General features: G+C 38.3%; 20 protein-coding genes. 18 read left to right on the top strand and 2 right to left on the bottom strand.

Annotated features, from left to right (window positions below; translation table 11 throughout):
- Positions 1 to 130: 130 nt before the first annotated feature.
- The 3 genes from LDM93_RS08130 to LDM93_RS08120 all read left to right on the top strand — a co-directional run bounded on the left by LDM93_RS08130 (position 131) and on the right by LDM93_RS08120 (position 1,342).
- Positions 131 to 511, top strand: a complete 381-nt coding sequence (locus LDM93_RS08130) for a ferredoxin (RefSeq protein WP_223891905.1) — start codon at positions 131 to 133, stop codon at positions 509 to 511.
- A gap of 151 nt (positions 512 to 662) precedes the next feature.
- Positions 663 to 1,031 (top strand): aspartate 1-decarboxylase, encoded by a 369-nt coding sequence (panD, locus tag LDM93_RS08125; protein WP_223891903.1) that lies wholly within the window; start codon positions 663 to 665, stop codon positions 1,029 to 1,031.
- Positions 1,031 to 1,342 carry a YbaB/EbfC family nucleoid-associated protein gene (locus LDM93_RS08120; protein WP_223891897.1) on the top strand — a complete coding sequence of 104 codons (312 nt, stop codon included), beginning with the start codon at positions 1,031 to 1,033 and terminating at the stop codon, positions 1,340 to 1,342. The genes panD and LDM93_RS08120 overlap by 1 nt, the downstream gene beginning before the upstream one ends.
- 6 nt (positions 1,343 to 1,348) lie before the next feature.
- On the opposite strand, the gene LDM93_RS11350 is transcribed toward LDM93_RS08120, so the two are convergent.
- Positions 1,349 to 1,474 carry a hypothetical protein gene (locus tag LDM93_RS11350; RefSeq protein WP_255586212.1) on the bottom strand — a complete coding sequence of 42 codons (126 nt, stop codon included), beginning with the start codon at positions 1,472 to 1,474 and terminating at the stop codon, positions 1,349 to 1,351.
- A 377-nt stretch (positions 1,475 to 1,851) separates the two neighbouring features.
- On the opposite strand from LDM93_RS11350, the gene LDM93_RS08115 reads away from it, so the two are divergent.
- The 11 genes from LDM93_RS08115 (at position 1,852) to LDM93_RS08065 (ending at position 16,186) form a co-directional block, all read left to right on the top strand.
- On the top strand, positions 1,852 to 4,032 hold the full coding sequence (locus LDM93_RS08115) for a hypothetical protein (RefSeq protein WP_223891895.1): 2,181 nt from the start codon (positions 1,852 to 1,854) through the stop codon (positions 4,030 to 4,032).
- 150 nt (positions 4,033 to 4,182) lie between these two features.
- Positions 4,183 to 4,950 (top strand): DUF3450 family protein, encoded by a 768-nt coding sequence (locus tag LDM93_RS08110; RefSeq protein WP_223891894.1) that lies wholly within the window; start codon positions 4,183 to 4,185, stop codon positions 4,948 to 4,950.
- Positions 4,951 to 6,273: a MotA/TolQ/ExbB proton channel family protein gene (locus LDM93_RS08105; protein WP_223891892.1), complete on the top strand. Its 1,323-nt coding sequence runs from the start codon at positions 4,951 to 4,953 to the stop codon at positions 6,271 to 6,273.
- A gap of 35 nt (positions 6,274 to 6,308) precedes the next feature.
- Complete coding sequence (locus LDM93_RS08100; protein WP_223892059.1) at positions 6,309 to 6,887, top strand: MotA/TolQ/ExbB proton channel family protein; 579 nt, start codon at positions 6,309 to 6,311, stop codon at positions 6,885 to 6,887.
- Positions 6,877 to 7,281 (top strand): biopolymer transporter ExbD, encoded by a 405-nt coding sequence (locus LDM93_RS08095; protein ID WP_223891891.1) that lies wholly within the window; start codon positions 6,877 to 6,879, stop codon positions 7,279 to 7,281. Before LDM93_RS08100 ends, LDM93_RS08095 begins: the two co-directional genes overlap by 11 nt.
- A gap of 5 nt (positions 7,282 to 7,286) precedes the next feature.
- Positions 7,287 to 7,925, top strand: coding sequence for an energy transducer TonB (locus LDM93_RS08090; protein WP_223891890.1), 639 nt, complete (start codon positions 7,287 to 7,289; stop codon positions 7,923 to 7,925).
- A gap of 45 nt (positions 7,926 to 7,970) precedes the next feature.
- Complete coding sequence (locus LDM93_RS08085) at positions 7,971 to 9,212, top strand: hypothetical protein (protein WP_223891888.1); 1,242 nt, start codon at positions 7,971 to 7,973, stop codon at positions 9,210 to 9,212.
- A gap of 2 nt (positions 9,213 to 9,214) precedes the next feature.
- On the top strand, positions 9,215 to 12,394 hold the full coding sequence (locus LDM93_RS08080) for a carboxypeptidase-like regulatory domain-containing protein (protein WP_223891887.1): 3,180 nt from the start codon (positions 9,215 to 9,217) through the stop codon (positions 12,392 to 12,394).
- A gap of 89 nt (positions 12,395 to 12,483) precedes the next feature.
- The gene (locus LDM93_RS08075; protein WP_223891886.1) at positions 12,484 to 13,656 is read left to right on the top strand and encodes a putative porin; all 1,173 of its coding nucleotides are present in this window, start codon (positions 12,484 to 12,486) and stop codon (positions 13,654 to 13,656) included.
- A gap of 159 nt (positions 13,657 to 13,815) precedes the next feature.
- Positions 13,816 to 15,357: an inorganic phosphate transporter gene (locus LDM93_RS08070; RefSeq protein WP_223891883.1), complete on the top strand. Its 1,542-nt coding sequence runs from the start codon at positions 13,816 to 13,818 to the stop codon at positions 15,355 to 15,357.
- A 145-nt stretch (positions 15,358 to 15,502) separates the two neighbouring features.
- On the top strand, positions 15,503 to 16,186 hold the full coding sequence (locus LDM93_RS08065) for a response regulator transcription factor (RefSeq protein ID WP_223891882.1): 684 nt from the start codon (positions 15,503 to 15,505) through the stop codon (positions 16,184 to 16,186).
- On the opposite strand, the gene LDM93_RS08060 is transcribed toward LDM93_RS08065, so the two are convergent.
- Complete coding sequence (locus LDM93_RS08060; protein ID WP_223891880.1) at positions 16,183 to 16,548, bottom strand: phosphate-starvation-inducible PsiE family protein; 366 nt, start codon at positions 16,546 to 16,548, stop codon at positions 16,183 to 16,185. The two genes, LDM93_RS08065 and LDM93_RS08060, sit on opposite strands and share 4 nt — an antisense overlap.
- 169 nt (positions 16,549 to 16,717) lie before the next feature.
- Here LDM93_RS08060 and LDM93_RS08055 point away from each other — a divergent pair, with 169 nt between their 5' ends.
- From LDM93_RS08055 to pstA, 4 genes are all read left to right on the top strand, one after another.
- Positions 16,718 to 17,404: a response regulator transcription factor gene (locus tag LDM93_RS08055; RefSeq protein WP_223891879.1), complete on the top strand. Its 687-nt coding sequence runs from the start codon at positions 16,718 to 16,720 to the stop codon at positions 17,402 to 17,404.
- Positions 17,405 to 17,607: 203 nt separating this feature from the next.
- Positions 17,608 to 18,609 (top strand): phosphate ABC transporter substrate-binding protein PstS, encoded by a 1,002-nt coding sequence (gene pstS, locus LDM93_RS08050; protein ID WP_223891878.1) that lies wholly within the window; start codon positions 17,608 to 17,610, stop codon positions 18,607 to 18,609.
- Between the two features lie 168 nt (positions 18,610 to 18,777).
- Positions 18,778 to 19,632: a phosphate ABC transporter permease subunit PstC gene (gene pstC / locus LDM93_RS08045; RefSeq protein WP_223891871.1), complete on the top strand. Its 855-nt coding sequence runs from the start codon at positions 18,778 to 18,780 to the stop codon at positions 19,630 to 19,632.
- Positions 19,633 to 19,645: 13 nt separating this feature from the next.
- Positions 19,646 to 20,455: a phosphate ABC transporter permease PstA gene (gene pstA / locus LDM93_RS08040; protein WP_223891870.1), complete on the top strand. Its 810-nt coding sequence runs from the start codon at positions 19,646 to 19,648 to the stop codon at positions 20,453 to 20,455.
- Positions 20,456 to 20,461 lie beyond the last annotated feature (6 nt).

Here is a 20,461-nt window from a genome sequence, read left to right as displayed (position 1 = left end):
TTGAGTATGTAAAATGCACTACTGTACGTAAGTACACAATTTAAGGCTTGATGCCCTTGATCATGTACATTTAAACTTCAATTAAGTAAATCAGAGTAAAATACTCCTAATTAAACTCAAAAGGATTATCATGGTACCAGGTACTATACCACAACCAGCGTTTTATATCTTCAAATGTCAGCAGTCGGCACCTCCGGGGATGCCAAAACCATCATGTGTTAAAGCAGATGATCAAGAGTCACAAGAACTTTTTCAGCACCTTGCGCAGAAATTGATGCAAAAAGGGATCATGCCAGCAGTAACGCCTATTCAGACAGGTTGTCTTAACCGTTGTCAACAAGGACCGGTAATGCTTGTAGAGCCAGGGCATACAATGTATGTAGGTTTGACAAAAGATAAGATAGACAGAATTATCGATGAGCATATCATTGGCGGGAATGTAGTAGAAGAGTATGTGATCCCAGCTGAAATGTGGGGAGAACCTCTTTCTCCTGCAAGTCTGGCTCGTTAAATTTTATATACTCTTAATCCTTAAGGTCGCACGACTTCATAGTGCGACTTTCTAATTTCCCCAATTTACTCACATTTTTTTAGTATAATAGAATTTAATAGAGGATTTTGGTATAATCCCAACAATTTTAATGAAATAAATAGGAATAATTATGAACATTACAATGCTTTATTCTAAAATACATAGAGCTACCGTAACAGATGCAAACTTGAATTATGTAGGCTCTATCACTATTGATCAAGAACTTTTAGATGCTGCCAGTATGCGTGTCGGACAAAAGATCGATATCGTGAATGTAAACAATGGCGAGCGTTTCTCTACCTATATCATTCCTGGTGAAGCAGGGAAAAGAGATATATGTCTGAATGGTGCAGCGGCTAGAAAAGTACATAAAGGTGATAAGATCATCATTATTGCCTATGCGACGATGAATGAACAGGAAGCTGATGCGCATCTACCAAAAATTGTCATACTTGATGATGACAACAGCATCGCCGAAGAGTTTGAGGGCTTAGAATAATGTTTGAAGGCATGGACTTGGGCAACATGGGCAAAATGATGGAGCAGATGCAAGAAAAAGCCAAAGAGATACAGGAACAGGCCAAAAATGTACAATTGACAGCTAAAGCCGGTGGTGGTCTTGTAGAACTTACAGCAAACGGTGCAGGCGAAGTGATAGATCTAAGTATAGATGACTCACTGCTTGAAGATAAAGAATCGTTGCAGATATTGCTTATTTCAGCCATGAATGATATTAATAAAATGGTCGAAGACAATAAAAAGTCTCAGGCAATGGGTATGATGGGCGGTATGAACCCGTTCGGTTCTTAAGTTTACTTAGCGGTTTTGGTCGACAAGATAGCTGAATTCTTTTGAATTCTTGAGTTTTACAATAGTCTTAGATGTGAGCGAGTGTTTTCCCTCTTCTTTGACTACTCTTTGAAGTGTTTCACTTATTTTCATCTTTTTTCCCTTTCAATGTGTATTTTCTCTTACGAGATAAGGTAATACTATATAATAGTTATAACAAAATGGTAACTCAAGGAAAATGCTTGCGTTTCTTACTGAAAAAGACGCTAAGTTTCATATTTATCCAGGCATCATACATTACAGTTCAATCAATTCCCCATATATTTACATAGATACCCTTCCGCTCTTTTTCTCACTTCTTTTAACAGATGGATGCTTATCCTTCATATAATGAAACCTCTCTTTTCAAACATGACATAAACATTTGATAACATAAATGTTTCCATTATGTTTCCACTATGTTTCCATTTTTTGTCACTATTCTGCAAACAAAATCAAGGATAGTTTAAATGATGTTTAAGGAAATTAAGATGATGAATTTGAAAAATATTGCACTTTCAGCAGTAGCAATAGCAGCAATAACTGGCTGTGGAGATACAACGATTTACCAGGAGCCCTCAAATGTAACAATCATTGGGGATACTATCTCAACTACAACTGGAACAACAGGATCTACTGGGACTGTTACCATTACTCCAACTAGCTTTGATACTATTTTAGCCGGAGCAAAATTTTTACCTCAAGAGACACTTGCAGGCAACATTAGTACATCTATGACATTAACCAATGATAAACTTTGGGTTATTGATGGCTTGGCAGTGGTAAAGTCAGGTGTGATTCTTACTATAGAGCCAGGAACAGTGATTGCAGGTTTAGAAGGAACAGGAGATGCAACCTCCTACATGATTGTTGATAAGGGTGCTGACATACTTGCAGATGGTACAAAGGACAAACCAATTATCTTTACTTCTATGCAACGTGTTGAAGATCCAACAAATCTTGCAGTAGGTCAATGGGGAGGACTGACTCTCATAGGACATGCAGGTAATTCTCAGGTGACTCCATACGAAGTAAATACTGCTTATACAGCAGATGCTACAGATATGGCTGACAGTTCAGGTACCTTGAGAAATGTATATATTCTTAATTCAGGTATTACTATGGCGGACCAGAAAGAGATCAATGGTCTTAGTCTTATAGGGGTTGGATCAGGAACAACGATTGAAGATATCACTGTGGATTACTCTGATGATGACGGTATAGAGATCTGGGGTGGTACAGTGAATCTTACGAATATAACGATCTCAAACTGTACAGATGATTACTTTGACATCGATGATGGTTACTCTGGAACAGTGAAAAACCTTGTGATCAACACAACAACAGGTAATGCAGGAATCGAAATGTCAGGTACTACAGCAGCAACATTTGACGGATTCACGATCACTACAGGTGTGACTCAGAAAAAAGAGGGTGCGATCTTCTTCAAGAAGGGTGGTATTGGAGGACACTTCAAAAATGGTACGATCATCCATAACGGGGGGCAAATTACTCCTGATGGTGCTATCCACTCTTCACCTGCAGCGGACGGTTTAGTAGATATAGCCAATGTATCATTTGAAAATGTGGCTATGACTGCTCCCGCGGAACTTCTTTTTACAGGTGATTCAGCAGCAGATCTTGAAGCTAAATTTAATGCCGGTACTGGCAATGAAATATGTTCTATCCCAACATCAGCTACGCTTGCAGGGAATTTGACAGGATGTAAGATTTTGACAGCAGATAAAATATGGGAATTGGATGGTCTTGTCGTAGTTACATCAGGATCAAAACTTAACATACAAGAGGGGACAACTATCGTAGGTCTTCCAGGTACCGGAGATGCAACTTCCTATATGATCGTGGATAAAGGCGCTAAAATATCTGCAATTGGAACAGCAACCAAGCCTATTATATTTACTTCGCAAAACACAGCAGCTCAAGAGGTTGGACTTTGGGGAGGACTGACTCTCATAGGACATGCAGGTAATTCTCAGGTAACTCCATACGAAGTAAATACTGCTTATACAGCAGATGCTACAGACATGGCTGACAATTCAGGTATTTTAAAATATGTAAAGATACTTAATTCAGGTATTACTATGGCGGACCAGAAAGAGATCAATGGTCTTAGTCTTATAGGGGTTGGATCAGGAACAACGATTGAAGATATCACTGTGGATTACTCTGATGATGACGGTATAGAGATCTGGGGTGGTACAGTGAATCTTACGAATATAACGATCTCAAACTGTACAGATGATTACTTCGACATCGATGATGGTTACTCTGGAACAGTGAAAAACCTTGATATCAACACAACAACAGGTAATGCAGGAATCGAAATGTCAGGTACTACAGCAGCAACATTTGACGGATTCACGATCACTACAGGTGTGACTCAGAAAAAAGAGGGAGGTGTCTTCTTCAAGAAAGGCGGTATTGGAGGACACTTCAAAAATGGTACGATCATCCATAACGGGGGGCAAATTACTCCTGATGGTGCTATCCACTCTTCACCTGCAGCGGACGGTTTAGTAGATATAGCCAATGTATCGTTTGAAAATGTGGCTATCACGACAGGTGTAGATCTAGACTTTACGGGGGACTCGGCTGCAGACCTTGAAACAGAATTTACTTTGGGAACAGGGAATAGCGTTACTATCAAGTAGAGTATACATGAGACGGGATCTCCCCGGGCTCATTGTATCTGTCATATTATTCATTATACACATTGATGTTTCCATTTTGTTATGAATTGTAGGCACTATTTCACATCTCAAAATCCATACAGATTTTTTAATAATAAACAAGGAAGAAAAATGGGCAAATTTACAAAGTTGATCTTTGTATCAACAGTTATAGCCATCTCTAGTACAGCAGTATATGCTGCAGACAATACAGAGATGGTCAAGTCAATCATGAAACTTAGAGCCGATGTAGAAGGTCTCTATACGCAGATAGATGAGAACAAAGACAGCTATAAATCACACATGAAATCTTATGCTATGCAAATAGCGGACAATGAAGTTCAGATTAACAGAAAAACGACTGCGATTAAAGTTTCGAATGCGGAAATAGTAAAACTTCAAGAGCAGATAGCCAAAAAAGGTGCCACGGCAAATGATCTCACTCCGATGCTTGAGACAGCGATAGATAATTTAGAAAAAATCATCTCAACAGGCATCCCGTTTAAAGTAGAAGAGAGAGTTGCTGATCTTGCAAAAATAAAGTCTGATTTGAAGAGTGGAAATATTACTCAGGAAAAAGCGCTTTCTTTACTATGGGCCTCTTATGATGATGCAATCAGACTTACTAAAGAGATAGGACTGTTCAAACAGCATGTACAGATCGATGATATCCAAAAATTGGCAAAAGTAGTGAAGATTGGTACAGCGATGATGTTTTTCCTTACCCCAGATGATCAAACGGGCTATGTTAAAAACAACAACGGCACTTACGAATATATTGTGGTAGAAGAGAGTAGACATAAAGAGCAGATACATACACTCTTTGATGCCCTTCAAAAACAGATCAGAACAGGTTACTTTAACCTGCCTAATGCACTGATGATCGCAGGAGTAAAATAGATGAAACAATTAATAATTATGATAACAGCTGTATTGCTTGCTGTAACACTCAATGCAAGTGAATTAAGTGAAGCATATAAAAAAGAGTATACTTTTCTAAAAGCGCAAAAAAGTGAATTGCAAAGCAGATTTATTAAAGAACAACAAGAGCAAAAAGAGAATATTCGTGCAGCAGGTGAAAAACTCAACGGACTTCAAGCCCAGCTTGTAAAAGTTTCAGATGAATTAAAAATATCACAAGAAAAACTTGAAAAGTTAAACAGAAAAGCCAGTGAAGTAACAGAGAATAGTGATACAACATCTGTGGTAATACTGCAGGCGATCTCAGTACTTAATGAGTATGGTATAGAGGTGGATGAGAGTAACAAAACAACCAATCTTCAAAAGCTAACTGATGCATTTTCACAGGCATCAAAATTATATGGGACATTATCTTCTCTACGAAACGAAAAAGGTAGATTTTATTTGCCTAATGGGAAACCCGTAGAAGCAGATATTGTTAAAGTGGGCAATATAGCGGCATTTGGTATCGCCAAAGAAGCTGCAGGCGCGTTGGCACCAGCTGGAGACGGAAAGTATAAACTTTGGAACTCTACTGATTCTTCTGATGATGCAAAAGCACTTTTTTCGGGGGAGAAACTGGATACCTTAGATATCTTTGTTTATGAAAACTTAGATAAAGAGATAGAGTTCAAAAAAGAGAAAACGGTTGCTGATACGGTGAAAGCAGGTGGTGTGATAGGCTATATTATTCTTGCGCTAGGTCTATTTGGCTTGTTGCTTATCGCTTTAAGAGTGAAACTGTTGTCAAAATCAGGGTCGAATGTAGAGAATCTGACCAATGCGGTAGTAGAAAAGTTAAATACAAGCGGTGTTGCTGAGGCACAAGAAGCGATCAAAGGATATAAAGGTTCAACAGCCAGAGTATTGAGAGCAACACTTAGAAATATCACTAGAGACAGAGAGCACATAGAAGACATTGTGACAGAAAATATTCTTAATGAAAGTACAGCGATCGATAAATTCGGATCTTTTGTACTGGTGATCGCGGCAGTGGCACCACTCCTTGGACTTCTTGGAACAGTGACAGGTATGATATCGACATTTGACATCATTACAGAGCATGGTACAGGGGATCCTAAATTACTCTCAGGGGGTATCTCTGAAGCATTAGTAACAACGATGCTGGGTCTTATAGTAGCGATACCCCTTCTTCTGCTTGGAAACCTATTGTCCGGTTGGGCGCAGAAGATCAAGGATTCAATGGAACAGAGTGCACTTCATATAATCAATGTGTTTGAGAAAAACAATATAGTGAGATAGAGATGTATGGGGCTATTGGGGATTTTGTCTCCTTGATGAATGCTGGAGGTGTAGTAATGTGGGTACTTTTTGTACTCAATCTTGCGCTTTGGTATGGACTGGGTTTCAGGTATTTGACACTTCGTCGTGGAACAGAGGGTAACGTGAGAAGACTAGTGGCCAAACATGAAAAGAGGGGTGAGGCGCAGGCGATGAGAGGATTGCTTGATTATGCGGCAGCAGACGCACTTGCCGCAGCGGAAGAAGCGAATAACATAGGCCAAAACTGTAGAAATTTTGTTATGGATGCCTTGTCCCCCTATATGATAGTGGTGGGCACCTATTCAACATTGGTTAAAACAATAGTTGTACTGGCACCGTTGGTTGGGTTGCTTGGAACCGTCATAGGAATGATTGAGACTTTTGATGCGCTGCAGTCAAGCAGTATGTTTGCACAAGGGAACAGTATTTCAGGTGGTATATCAAAAGCACTTTTTACTACGGAATTAGGACTGGTTGTAGCAGTACCCGGACTTATCATAGGAAGAATATTTGATAAACAAGAAGAGCGATATGAGTTAGAGTTTGAACAGATCGCAGATGTAATATGTACAAAGGATGAGTATGAGATTTAGACCAAGAAAGCAGAGTATTGACAATATTGATGTATCACCATTAATTGATATGGTATTTATATTGTTAATATTTTTTATGGTTACAACAACATTTGTAAAAGATATGAAGCTTGATCTTAATCGTCCTTCTGCAGCTTCCGCGAGTAAAGCCTCATCTAAAGTAATACGTGTCTATATAGACAATACAAATGAGATTTATATCGACAACCAACCTGTAAAACTTTGGGTAGTACAGAGTAAACTTAGGGATCTTCTAAGGGTCAACAGCGAGAAAGCTGTACTGGTGATATCGGATACTTCTATACCGGTCGAGAGGTTGATAGATGTGGTTGATGAGTGTCGAATGAGTGGTGCACAAGATGTTGCCGTATCTACAACTAAAGAGATGGGTTAAGATATATGTTTGCAGATAAACGCATGAAGCAAAAAAGAGAGCTTGCAGCACTCCTTTCGATGCTTTTTGGTGCTATCCTTATGGTAGTTCTGGTGGTATCTTTTAGCAAAGATGTAGAGAAAAAAGAAAAAGTCAAAAAAGAGCCTTTGAGGTATATGAAAGTTAAAAAGGTACAGCAAGAGCTCAAAAAGCCTAAGCCCAAACCAAAACCAAAGAAAAAATCAACACCAAAAGCACCCCTGCCAGACCTTGGTTCTATGTTGGGTGGTATCGAGATGGATATCCCTGAGTTTGAACTGGGAAACATAGCAGGTAATCCGAATGATCTTTTGGGGGAAATAGCCAAAGATGCAGCAATGAGTGAAGGTACAGTAGATACAAAACCAAGAGTGGTGTCAAGATCTCCTATGGAGTACCCGGCAATCGCTATGAAAAAGCGTATAAATGGGTATGTTATTGTAAATCTTCTCATCGATACAGATGGAAGTATTGAGGCTGCAAAAGTATTACAGTCCTCTCCCCCAGGTGTATTTGATACTGCAGCAATAAGCGGGATCAGGTCTTGGAGGTTTTCACCAGGTAAGTACAAAGGAAGACCTGTAAAAGTATGGGCAAAACAAAAAGTCAGATTTGATTTTAATTAAAGAGAAGAGATGCATAAGATTTTAAAAATAACAATAGTAACACTAATGTTCTTTACGTTCGTAGAGGCAAAAGGTGATGATATCCCTGAGGTTGATCATTTGTCATTGGCAACTATGATGGTGTTCGATGGAAAGTTTGATAAAGCAAATGCTGAACTTTCAGAGGCAAAAAAATATGATAAAAACCTTGATATGTCAAAGTATTACACGATTCAAGGTGTTATAGCAATGCGCCAGGAGAAACATACTCAAGCGATAGGGCTTCTTAAAAAAGCAGTTCAGGCGACTAAAGAAAAAGTCTATAAAGCGCCTGCGCCTATCAAAGAGAAACGAAAGCATCTCTTTTCTGTTGGAAGTAATCCTAAACCTGTAAAAAAAGTGACTACTCCTATTTTTGATGGGGAAAAGATCAGAAAAGAGCAACTACAAAAACTTTACAGTTATCTAAGTCAAGAGTCGTACAAAGTTAAAAATTATCGCGAAACGATTACTTATCTTGATCTACAAGGTCCATCAGGACGAGATCAGGCTGCTGAGTATATGCTCAGGGCTGACTGTTATTGGAAAATGAACAATGAAGATAGTGCCATAGAAATGCTGACAAGAGGTGCCAAAGCATTTCCAGAAGACCAGTCATTATTGAAGCAGAAGTTTTATTATTTTACTGAACTTGGTCTGTATCAAGAAGCGGTAATAAGTGCAAAAGAGTATATGAAACGTGCTAAACCCAATGCAAAAGAGTATATGGGATTGGCACAAATGCTACTTTCTTCGGGGCAAAGAGAGGAAGCGATCAAGGTACTAGAAGAGACAAAAATGCTTTTCCCCAAAGAGGCTAAGGTAGATATGCTGCTTGGACACCTGTACTTAAAAAAAGGTATGCAATTCACTACTGCTAACCTTTTCGAACAAGGTTCATACTACGAGCATAAATATACAAAGGAAGCAGCAGAATTGTATAGAAGAGCAAGGATGATTCCGCATGCTTTGTATCTAAATTCTCAAGTCACGAACAAACAAGAGAAGTTGAAACAGAAAATAGCCATTTATGTAGATCGTAAAGAGTATGAAAAGATAATCGGGCTAATAGATGCGCTAAAAAGATATAAGATGCTTGATGATGATACTATCAGATATGCAGTAGCCTATGCCTATTATATGTCTAAAGATTATGAAGAAGCAGAAGCACAACTCAAAAAGATAACAGATAATGAGTTGTTTTCTAAAGCAACTATCATTAGAAAAAATATAGAAAAATGTCAAGACAACAGTATGGAGTGTATATAACAATGAAACAATTATTTAGGCTTTGTCTACTATTTTCAGTAGTTTCAGTAGCGTGGGGAAAAAACAATGCGATGGGAACACTGACTGTTTTTGTTTTTAAAAACCAGACGCCTTTACACGGAAGTGTGGTCACAGTAGATGGCAATAGAGTCTATAAAAGTGACATCGACGGTTCAATAACAACAAAACTCACAGTAGGACAACATACGGTTGAAATAGTAGGTCGTGGACTAGATAGAGAGAATTTGGGGTATTTCAAAAAAAGAGTACTGATTAAAGAAAATAGAGATACACAAGTGATCTCAACTTTTAAAACAAGCAAAAGACCTCTAGTGACTATAGATACTCCTGTGGGTAAACTCACACAGGAAAAAAGTAGACAGCAAAATGTAACAGGCAAGGGTAGGCTGAATGGACTGGTATTGTCTGCAGAAGGTAAAACGCCTATTGCTGGGGCCAGAGTATTTGTTAAAGGTACAGCTGTGGATGCAAGAACAGATGTAAACGGTCGATTTTCTGTAGAAGTGCCTTCTGGAGTCGCACTAAGTATATCGGTTGTGCATACAGCATATAGTGCACAGACTCTCAGTGGTATTAAGGTAACAAAAAATGGATCATTATCTCGCAAGATTACTCTTACTCCAGCAAGTATGGAACTTGATGAGTATGTGGTGCTTGCTCCAAGGATTGAAGGCTCTTTGACAGATGTCATTACCGAAGAGAAAAACGCTAATGCTATTGCCAATATCCTTGGCTCAGAAGAGTTGTCAAAGAAGGGTGACAGTACTGCTGCTGCAGCATTACGCAGGGTCACCGGTGTCACTTTGGTTGATGGTCGAAACATTTATGTCAGAGGTCTTGGAGAAAGGTATTCGAATATTGAGATGAACTCACTTCCTTTGCCTTCCCCAAATCCTTTAAAAAGAACCGTTCCTTTGGATATATTCCCCTCTTCTATAATCGGGTCTATGAAGATACAGAAAAGTGCTTCTGCCGACATCCCAAGTAGTTTTGGTGGAGGGTATATAGATATTAGAACCAAGGAGAGATTCGATGAAGATTTCATCAAAATATCTCTTGGAGCAAAGGTCAATAACTATACGGGTGATGCACAGATAGATCATGTAGGGTCTGCAACAGATTGGACAGGCTATGATCATAGTTTTAGAAATATTCCGCAACCTATATTGGATGCTACAGAGGTAAAAGTAGGGGAAAGAACACCTACATTCACTACAAGGTTTTTTACCCCTGAACAGTTGGCAGAATTTACCAGAATGTATCCCAATCGTATCTATGGAGTGTATGAAACAGCACTAAAACCTGGTTTTGGAGGTTCAATGGAAGGTGCTAAAAGTTTTGATATTAATGATGATCATCATATTACTGTCTATGGGAATTATGGTTATTCACAAGAGCATAGATATGTACCCGAAGAGTTTTTTGGATATGGATTTGACGCAGATGGTAATCAAAATACTGAACCAAGCAAATATGGAACCATAGATCAGACTACTATGTCCATTGCCCATGGAGGTATGCTGAACATCGGGTATAACTATTTAGATGTATTAAGACTGAAATATACGAAACTGTATACAAAAAACGCATTAAAAACAACAAGAGTGACTGACGGTATTATAGATTCTGACCTCACACATCGAACATACTATAACTTAAATTGGGAAGAGAGGGAACTTAATGCGGATCAAATCAGTGGGGATTTTGATTATCAGTTCTTTAATCTGGACTCTAACTTGAAGTTTGGACTTGAAAACAGTACAGCAGAATTTTATCAGCCAAATAATTATAAATATGTATATGTTGAGGAAGGTGGACTTACTTTTAATGACAACTCCGTTACGAATCATGTATCAAACAGGGTTACATCGGATGATACGCTCAATGCAATGTACATCAAAAACAAACATAATATTGAAGTTTTTGATAAAGATGAATCTATTGAATATGGTATAAATATTTCATCTAAAGAGAGAATCTCTCGACAACAAAAATATGTTTTAGGTAAGAAAGTGGATGATCCGTTAATTCCAGACCGTTATTTGGTAGGAGAGATTGACAGTATATACAATAATTTTGTATTGCCTGCTTATCCATATGAGTATAGATCATTTTTGATTGAGGTACTTTCCAAAGCAGAAGATTCTTTTGATGGGTATATTGATGAAATGAGTCCTTATGTATCATGGATGAGTAGACCTTGGGATGATGTAGAAATGGTATTAGGAGTGAGATATGTTAACTTGGAGCAGAAGATCGATCAGTACAAATTAGATGTAACAAACCCTGATTCTTCACAAGCAAATAACGTTATAAAGGTTCCTCAAACACTAACAATTGATGACTATTTTCCTTCATTTAGTCTAAAATATAAATACAGTGAAAAACATTATTTTGATTTCGCAGCATCAAAAACCTATATCATGCCTGATATGAGAGAGTTTACAGAGGGTGAATATTTTCACCCATTTGAAGTTGCTACCATAGTTGGAAATCCTGAACTTGTTAATACACTTATCTATAACTTTGACTTGAAATACAGTTATTTTTTCTCGGAAAGTGAAAACATTAAGTTTGGACTCTTTTATAAATATATGGATAAGCCAATTGAAGATGTTGTAGAACCATCTACATCCTTGACAGCGTACTCTTTCACAAATACTGATTATGCAACACTGTATGGTTTTGAAATCGATGGGCGAAAAAATCTGGATTTCATACATCCAAAATGGTCGGACTATTATGTTTCTGGTAACTTCTCTTATAACCATTCCAACGTATCTTTAACTGAGGAGCAAAAAGAAGAGTTTACATCAGACAACAGAGAACTGCAGGGATTATCTCCTTATGTAGTAAATCTTACGCTTGGCTATGAAACGAAAGAAAGATCTGCACTTTTGAACCTCAATCATATGGCAGAACGTATACGTAAGGTTGGTGCCATCGATGGACCGGATAAAGAGTTAGATCAGTATGAAGTACCACCAACACTTTTGGATCTTGTCTGGATAGAGAATTTTGATTATGGATATCCTTTAGAATTGAAGATGAAAGCAGGAAATATACTGGATGAAGAAATTATTTGGAAACAGGGAGAAGGTATCACAAGAAAATATAAAAAAGGAAGAACACTAGATTTGAAAATATCAGCTAAATTCTAAAGCGTTTGATTCCTGTAATCATAAAGTAATCAATTTGTAACCAATTTGTTTTATACTTCCGCCATAAATTAAAACAAGGAACTACACAAATGAAAAAGATTGTATTATCAATGGCCGCACTAGCGACAGTAGCAATGGCTGAATCTGACATTACTCACCCAATTGAAAGAATCGAAGAAGTGAAAGACGCAACTGGAGTAACTGAAAAAAGCTTTTTTGATAGAGTTCATTTCAAAGGTGACTTAAGAGTAAGATATGAGAGTAAAGAGACTGACTATTATGATGGTAGTGAAAAAAATGCTTATCTTGGTCGATATCGTTTAAGACTAGGCGCACATATTGATATTACAGATCATCTTCAATTTGAAGTTGGTATGAGAAGTGGTAGAGGTAATCCAACGTCAGGTAACCAAACTTTTGCTGAGGCGAATAAGCCTACTGAAGGTCTGGCAGACTACTTTTTCCAGTCGCTTAGATTCAATGCTTTAGCTCTTGATTATACATCTGGTAACTCTACTTGGAAAATAGGTAGATCGGCATACATGATGTATAGACCTATCAAATCACAGCTTGTTTGGGATAACGATCTTTCAATGAATGGTGTGAACTATCAGTACCAAGACGACACAAAGATTATCACTGCAGGTATTAACCAACCAAGTTATGCGGAAAATGTTCCTGATACTACAGACGATGTTAATCTCTTTCTAGCACAATATGTACAAAAAACAAAGTTAGAGAACTCAACACTTAATCTAGGTGCTGGTATCTACTATTATGATGGGTTAAAAGGCAATACGCCTCTTTACGGTAAAGATATGGGTAACACTTTAGTAGGTGACGTGTATGCAAATGATTATCATATTATTGAAGGATTTGGAGAACTCAAGTTCAAAGATGTACTTGGTAAACCATTTGCAATAGCTGCCGGTGTAGCATATAACACAGCTGCAGATGACAATAACTTTGGATACGATTTGGCATTTCAACTCGGTAAAGCAAAAAAAGTTGGTGATTGGCAAGTAAAATACTCTTATACTGATATCCAAGAAGATGCGGTATTTGGTGCACACTCTGACTCAGATAACTTCGGTGGTGGTACGGCTGCTAAAGGTCATGCTATCAGAACAAAATATAAATTTGGTAAAAACACATATCTTGCCGGTACTTACTTCATCAATACACTCTATGGAAGCAAAGTTGGCGATCCTGCAGATGCAGACTACGAGCGTGTGCAGTTAGACGCGATTATTACATTCTAGTCCGAAATATCATGTAAACTTCTAAAGATGGGCATCCGCCCATCTTGACTCCTTTCACCTCCACGTTTTATTCACCTCCATTTGGTTACAGTTTGGTAACAAAATTGTAATACTTTTCTACTATAATTCCGTCAATAATATACAGGTGAAGGAAATAAGATGAACAATACATTAAAAATGATACTGGGTGCAGGGTTTGCCGTAGCCGTAGCTTTTTATGCAAACAGTATCATAGGACAAGCAGCACACGGAGGCTTTTTAGTACTTGCAGCCGTATTTGGGGCCTATATGGCGATGAACATTGGTGCAAATGATGTTGCCAATAACGTAGGGCCCGCAGTGGGTTCTGGCGCACTAACGATAGGTGGCGCTATCCTCATCGCTTCTATTTTTGAGGCAGGTGGTGCACTCATCGCTGGTGGTGATGTGGTTGGGACCATCAAAAAAGGGATCATCTCTCCAGATGCATTCGGTAATGACCCTATGCTTTTTGTCTATGGTATGTCAGCAGCACTGCTTGCAGCAGCACTATGGCTAAATCTTGCAACATGGCTTAAAGCCCCAGTATCAACAACACACTCTATCGTAGGTGGTGTGCTTGGCGGTGGTATCGCTGCAGGTGGGTTTGCTATCGTTTCTTGGGGAACCATGGGTAAGATCGCTGCTTCATGGGTGATCTCACCTGTACTGGGTGGTGTGATCGCTGCGATATTCCTCTATGTGATCAAATCACAGATCATTTATAAAGAAGATAAATTGACAGCAGCGAAGAAGATCGTGCCTATTTTGGTCGCTCTTATGGCAGCAGCGTTTATTACTTATCTTACGGTCAAGGGACTTAAAAAGGTTTGGCCTTTGATCGTAGAGACCATTAGCTTTTTACCACAAACAAAAAAGCCTACTTTTACCGTAGCTCTTATTTTTGGTGCTATCGGTGGAGTGATCACATATATTATTGTGAAGCCTAGAGTACTAAAAAAGGTGATAGGAATGGAGGGGACTAGAGAATCTATCAATCTTCTTTTTACGATTCCTCTTATTTTTGCAGCGGCACTTTTGAGTTTTGCACATGGCGCAAATGACGTTGCCAATGCCGTGGGTCCTTTGGCAGCAGTCAATGATGCACTGACCACACTGGCTGTTTCTAAAAAAGCAGCAATTCCTTTATGGGTGATGGTTGTCGGTGGTGTCGGTATCTCTGTAGGTCTTGCCCTTTTTGGACCAAGACTCATCAGAACAGTAGGGTCTGAGATCACTGAGCTTGATCAAATGAGAGCATTTTCCATTATGATGGCTGCGGCGATCACAGTGGTTATCGCTTCTCAGCTCGGCTTACCCGTTTCTTCTACACATATTGCTGTAGGTGCAATCTTTGGGGTCGGTTTTCTTAGAGAGTGGCTTGACAGTAAAGATATGAGTGTGAAGCAAGAGAAACTTCACGCAGAAGTAGAAAAACACCATGCGCTTAAAACGGAACTTGCAGAACTGAAAGCTGAAGGGGATTATAAAAGACAAGTCGAATTAATTGAAGCGACTAAAGTGCAAAAGAAAAAAGTAAAAAGTCTTAAACGTTCATTGCGTGAAAACTATGTAAAGCGCGGTATGGTGAAAAAGATCGTAGCGGCATGGGTGATCACTGTTCCAGCAGCAGCAGTACTTTCTGCCATTATTTTCTTCATACTTAAAGGTGTCGCAAGCTAAGAGTAACCTGGTGTGCATCATCAGCTTGCACAAAAATAATGTATCATTTTAACGTGGGCAGAAATGCCTGCGTTATCTTCAAAAAATCTTCCTATTTTTTTATCTTCTGTAATCAAATTGTTATCAAGATATACTATGCTATAACATGCAAAATACAGACATAGAAATCATTGTTATTGAAGACGAACCAGATATTTTAGAACTTCTTGAATATCATCTTGAAAAAGAAGGATACTCTGTTACCGGGTTCCTTTCTACAGAAAATGTAGAACAGTTCTTGGAAGAAGAAAATCCTGCCCTTATGATCATTGATAGAAATCTCCCTGGTGTAGAAGGAAGTGAATTTGTCTCAAAAATACGGGAGCTGGGATATGATATACCAGTACTGTTCCTGACCGCGAGAGACAAAGAGAGTGACCTGGAAGAAGGTTTCCATTCTGGAGGTGATGACTATATGACAAAGCCTTTTAGCAGTAAAGAACTCCTTTTAAGAATAGCCGCATTACTAAAGCGTAGTGGAGTGACATCTAGTGATAAAGTAAAATACAGAGATATCACATTGGATCTGCAAAAACGAGAACTTTTCATAGAGAATAAGCGTATAGAGTTGACCAATTTAGAATTTAAACTACTCCATACTTTTATCAAGAATCCACATCAGTCGTTAGACAGAGATTTTCTGCGTGATGAAGTTTGGGGTGATGACAGTGTAAACTTTCATGATAAAACCATCAATGTAGCTATGAACAGACTCAAAAAGAAGATCGATCCTGAAGGTAACAAAGAATACTTTGCTCCTGTATGGGGTGTTGGATATAAATTAATCTAAGATAACTTTTCATTTTTTCTCTTTTTGAACAGTGCAGGGGAGAACTGTACAGCCAAAATTCTAAAGAGGAAAAAGATAAAGATCACTAAAAGTAAAAAGAGTATCTCTTTGTAGTCCTTGTTGGGGTTTGTTGCCAATATGATCACATCTCGCGTCAAAAAGATAATAAACACATCGATTACATACCTCAGACGTAATCTTTTCTTTTTCATAAACTCTGAAATCATTTTTATCACCTCTATGATCACGATAAACTCAAGCATCAAGATGATAGCTTTGTAAAACGGATAATGTGTACCTAGGATAGCTGTAAAAATAACAAAGGCTAGCAGTAATTCGTAATTCTTTTTTATAAAATGCATGTGAGATTGTAAAGACAATACATAACAGATTGATAACGAATAAACTGACTGTTTAGTATAGTAAATGTTACCAAAATGAAACCAGTTTTGTATAGTATGCCTTCATGAATCTTTATTATAGAATTTGATGCAATATATAAAGATTAAGAGAGATACAAAAGGTTTTGTAATGGTAACTAATATCGATCCTGTCGCAACGATTTTAATTATTGAAGATAATGAAGATCTATTGGAAATAGAAGAGTTCCATCTGATGAAAGAGGGATATTGTGTGATAGGAGTAACCTCCACCAAAGAGGTAGAGTCTATGTTAGAGCAAGGCGTAGACTTAATGCTTGTTGACCGGACACTTCCTCAAGTAGAAGGAAGTGAATTTGTCTCTTATCTTCGTGATAAAGGTGTGACTATCCCTGTGATGTTTGTCTCTGCAAAAGATACCGATAAAGAGATAGAAGAGGGCTTCTTGCGTGGAGGGGATGATTATTTAAGGAAACCCTTTAACATGAAAGAATTGCTCTATCGTGTTAAAGCGATACTTCGACGTACAAATGCCATAGAGCAAGAGAGGTTAATGGCTAGAGACATCATCATGGACTTTAATACACGTAAAACATATATAGAAAGTGATGAGGTAGAACTTACCAAATTAGAATTCGAACTTCTTAGTCTGTTTATTAAAAATAAAAACAGAGCGCTTGAAAGGGAATATCTGATCCAGAATATATGGCATGAAAGTGAAGATATCCAAAAACGTACAGTCAATGTCACTATCAATCGATTAAAGAAAAAGATAGACCCTCAAGAAAATAAAGAGTATATTGTCCCTGTTCGTGGTATAGGGTATAAGTTTCAATAAATATATACTTCAACAAATCTCTATACTCTGTGATAAAAATAAACTATTTTGATTTAACATCTTATATGGCATTTCTTCTCAGGAACATTAAAAGAAAGAGATACTATTCTAACTTATTACATTCTGTAACCAAAATGTTTCCAAGTTGTTTTATACTTCACACAATCCAAAATGGATAACTTATTTCTTAAGGAAAGAAAACCATGACATTGAAAAAAATTCTTACAGCAGCAGTGGCAGCTTCAGTAGCACTCTCAGCAGTAAACGCTGATGAAATTAAAGGTAGAGGTGCATCATTCCCTGGGCCTATATATAAGGCTTGGACAGCAGAGTATTACGCTGCAACAAAAAATCAAGTGAACTACACACCAACTGGTTCTGGTGACGGGGTTAAATCTATCACTAAAAGAATGGTTGATTTTGCCGGTTCAGACAAGCCACTTAAGCCAAAAGCACTTAAAAAAGACAAACTTTACATGTTCCCTACGGTAGTAGGTTCAGTGGTTTTAGCATATAACATCGATGGTATAAAAGATGGAGAACTTAAACTTAGCCGTGCAGCAATCGCAGGTATCTTTAGTGGAAGCATTACATACTGGGATGATAAGGCGATCATGGCACAAAATGCCGGTTTGAAATTACCACATGAGCCTATCACAGTAGCTGTAAGAGCTGACAAGTCAGGTACAACATTTAACTTTACCTACTTCTTGAATAAACTTGATGAAAACATAAAAGTTAGTAAAAAACCTACTTGGAAAGTAGCTAAAGTAGTTGCAGGTAAATCAAACTCAGGTGTATCAGCAAATATCCAGCAGATCAAAAATTCTATCGGGTACATTGAGTACTCTTATAAAGAGAAATTAGGATTGGCAGCAGCACAGATCGAAAACAAAGAAGGTAAATACATCAACCCAACGCTAAAATCTTTCCAAGATGCAGCTAAATACGCAAGCTGGACCGCGGAGAATGATTTCTACGCAGTGATCGGTGACCCGGCAGGTGCAACTTCGTACCCTATCGTTGCAGCTACATTTATCTTGCTTCCAGCAGAAAAAATGGAAACAAATAAACAAGTCACAGCATTTATCGACTGGGCATATACCAATGGTGATAAAGCAGCAACAGATCTTGGTTATGTGCCACTTCCTGCATCGACTAAAGATGAAATTAGAAAATATTGGGAAGCTAAAAACATTAAATAAAACGTTTTAGAAACCACATAACCTTAAGCTCTCCACTTGGAGAGCTTCTTCACACATCAATTTATTATCCTACACCTTGAATTTGTTATAGTATAATAGATATAATTTGTAATTAAAATGTAACCAACTTTGATTACAATCTTTTCCAATTAATTACGAAGGCAATATATGGGTGGTAAACTCTTTAAGAATTTCTCTTTTTTCTCTGCAACACTCTCCTTTTTTATTCTTGTAGGGATCTTTGCAGTACTTTTTTCTTATGCACAAGATGCATTACATGAATTTGGCTTTGATTTCTTGTACAATGAAACCTGGGAAGCAGATGAAGATGATGAAGGCGGTATCTTTGGCGGATATATACCTATCATCGGTACCTTGCTTAGCACACTTATTGCTATGGCCATTGCAACACCATTGGCGATGGGGATAGCTATATTTTTAACAGAGATCGCGACTGAAAAACTGGTAAAGCCTGTTTCGATAGCCATCGAATTACTGGCAGCCATTCCAAGTATCATTTATGGCATGTGGGGACTTTTTTACTTTGCCCCTATTGTACAGGCAACAGTAGGAGGAAATGGGGTAGGGTTATTGACTGCGGGAATCGTTTTGGCGATCATGATCATTCCTTTTATGGCAGCGATCACAAGAGATGCCATGAACACCGCACCTTCTGTTCTTAAAGAGTCAGCATATGCTATGGGTGCAACGAAGTTTGAAGTGATCAAGGATGTCATCATGCCTTATGCTAAGGGAGGGATCATCGGTTCAATTATCTTGGCGCTTGGACGTGCGTTGGGTGAGACGATGGCAGTGGCATTCCTTATCGGTTCGGTTATGAGCATACCAAGTAGAATAACGGATCCTACGACTTCCATCCCGGTATTACTTGCAAATAACTTTGCAGAAGCGCAAGACCTTGAGATGAGCAGTATGTATTATCTGGCACTTATTTTATTTGTAGTCAGTTTTGCCATTATTTCTATAGCGAAATTTTATTTCCTTGGAAGAAAAACAGTATGAAAAGGAGAGCATCATGAATAGACTCATACTCAATAAAATCATTTTAATCCTCTCGACGCTTTCCGCAGTGATAGGCATAGGTTTTTTATTTTGGATACTTGTAACTTTGAGCTATAAAGGCATCACAAGTCTGCATTTTAATACTTTTACCAACGACTTGGTAGAAGGAGGAATTAGAAACCTTCTTATAGGGCAGTTTACTATGGCACTTATGGCAAGTGCAATAGCAGTTCCCCTTGGCATGATGGCAGGTATCTATCTTAGAGAATATAGTAACAATGGCAAGTTGGCCTCTGTTATAAGAAATCTTAGTGATGTGATGATGTCAGCACCATCCATTGTCATTGGTGTATTTGTTTTTGCTTTGTTTGTTGACCCTTTTGGCGGGTATAACGGTTGGGCAGGTATCGTTGCATTGGCCATTATGATGATACCTATCATCATCAGCACTACGGATAACATGCTGGCATTGGTTCCTAAGGAACTCAGAGAAGCGGGTATCGCTTTGGGTGGGAGCAAACACAAGATCATTTTACAGATAGTGATCAAAGCGGCTAAAGTAGGGATAACGACAGGTGTTTTACTCTCATTTGCACGTATTATCGGAGAGACTGCACCATTGCTCTTTACATCGGCGAATAACCAGTTTTTCACGATGGACCTCACCGAGCAGTTTCCCTCTCTTACAGTGAGTATCTACAACCTTGCGACCTATCCGGATGCGGAGAGTCGGGAGTTGGCATGGGCAGCATCTTTTGTGCTTACAGTCATTGTGTTATGTATCAATCTATTCGGTCGATATATGACAAGAAATAAAAAATAATAGAAA

The sequence above is a fragment of the Sulfurovum sp. TSL6 genome (genome assembly GCF_019972115.1).
Taxonomy (GTDB): domain Bacteria; phylum Campylobacterota; class Campylobacteria; order Campylobacterales; family Sulfurovaceae; genus Sulfurovum.
The sequence above is the reverse complement of the archived record's forward strand: the minus strand, read 5'-3'. Positions and strand labels throughout refer to the sequence as shown.